The 1,380-nt window shown below is 59.1% G+C and carries 1 protein-coding gene; it reads left to right on the plus strand.

Features of this window, described 5'->3' with window-relative positions; translation table 11 throughout:
* The coding region (locus ACH442_RS48015) for a hypothetical protein (RefSeq protein WP_396344924.1) at positions 1–1,167 on the plus strand (1,167 nt) is incomplete at its 5' end.
* Between the last annotated feature and the right edge of the window lie 213 nt (positions 1,168–1,380).

Below are 1,380 nucleotides of genomic sequence, written 5' to 3' on the forward strand. Positions count from 1 at the left end.
CAACATCGCCCGCGCCATACGCCAAGCCAACCGTCGCTCACACGACCTGATCACCGCCGTGACCAGCAGTTACCCGACAACGCAATGACCCTGGGTGGCCTGGAGATCGAATTCACCGCCGCCGAGCGTGCGTACGCTAGACGATCAGTCCTTCCTTCTGCCGCGCTGATTGCCCTTACCGCAATAGCCACCATCTGGGCCATTTCGCTGTTCCGACTGGGAACTGAGACCGCAAACCCACCCCTGACCCTTGGCGATATAGAGGTTTACGTTTCCGATCCCTCTGTTGCCGTCGACGTAGACGTCACTCTATGGCAGAGCATCCACATATCCACGGACGGCATCGGCGGTGAGCCATTTAATGTCGGATACAACACCGCAAGGAGCATCATCCTTGAAATCAAAGCCAAGTCAAAGGTCAGCACGACGGAGAAGTGGGCGGTGCTGCTTACGAAAGATGCACGGCTTTCACAAGTGCAAGTGTCGGGCGAAGATACCGAGACACACGACTTCGAAGCTATGCAGGTGAGAGATCCAGAAAACCTCGCAGAAATCGACGCCGCCGACTGCCCGTGCCAATTAGTGACCGGAGGATTCGACCCTTCGGGAGATGCGGCAGATATAGGTGGACATCTTCAGGTAGCCGCCTCGACAACAGGAGGCGCGACCACATCCGTCAACATTCCCGAGATGTCGACGCGGGACCCGTCCTACCGCATGACGCTGGTTTCGGGCGCGGCAGCCTTCGGAACTTGGTCCGGCGCAAGAGCTGCCGACTTCGTTGTTCACCTCGGCGAACTGCCGATCGGCACATCGATGGACGCGCGGCCTCCCCTGACAACCGGCGTCAACACTATGGACCCTTTTTCTCAGACCCCCGAGCAACAATGGAAATCAACCTCTGGCGTGCCTGAATCCTATGCGCTATTCACCATCTCCAGCGCGCAGCAACTACAGAGCAAGCAGCTGTTTGGAGCTGGTGTACTCGGGGGAATCGCTGGAGGGTTCCTGATCGAATCGCTAATACGGACGCGCGAGGTAATTCGTCTTTTCGGACCGACCGAATCGCTATCCGGCGCCAGTCGCGCTGCACGACTCCCGCGCAAGCGATATCAAGTCCAATTTACAAGATCGAGAAGAATGCCCCGGCCGCGTAATCGCAGATAGACCCGAAAAGCACCCACGGATCGTCCTGGCTGCCGCCCGCCAGGCCGCAGGGTCATTGCGTTGTCGGGTAACTGCTGGTCACGGCGGTGATCAGGTCGTGTGAGCGACGGTTGGCTTAGCGTATGGCGCGGGCGATGTTGGTGGCGCCGGTAAGGCGATGCCAGCCGATCGCGGTGTTACGCAGCGTTGCGATGATGGCGGGTCCGTTGGCTG

Source organism: Actinoplanes sp. NPDC020271 (assembly GCF_044388125.1).
Taxonomy (GTDB): domain Bacteria; phylum Actinomycetota; class Actinomycetes; order Mycobacteriales; family Micromonosporaceae; genus Actinoplanes.